The following is a 250-nucleotide window of genomic DNA, read 5'->3' on the forward strand; positions in this document are numbered from 1 at the left end:
GGTTGCAGAAGCCATAATATAATTTTTGTTATTCAATGGCTAAGTAGTTTAAAAGGTTAGCGCATAAAATGCCAGCGCATATGCATAAAATAAGGGGTTACGGCGCTGCGCAACCCCCTTATTTTTATTTGGCTATTAACCAGTATTGCGCATACCTGCAGCTATGCCGGTCATGGTGATCATTAACGCGTTATCTATATCGCCTTCACTGCCGTTGTCGCTTGAGCGCGCACGGCGAAGTAACTCTACC

At 44.4% G+C, this 250-nt stretch carries 1 protein-coding gene; it reads right to left on the reverse strand.

Features of this window, described 5'->3' with window-relative positions; genetic code table 11:
* Positions 1-135: 135 nt before the first annotated feature.
* Positions 136-250, reverse strand: a 115-nt coding sequence (locus AAEY79_RS15895; protein WP_352289628.1) for a phosphoenolpyruvate carboxylase, incomplete at its 5' end; no start/stop codon positions are given.

The organism is Psychrobacter sp. GW64-MNA-CIBAN-0177 (assembly GCF_040309585.1).
GTDB lineage: Bacteria > Pseudomonadota > Gammaproteobacteria > Pseudomonadales > Moraxellaceae > Psychrobacter > Psychrobacter okhotskensis.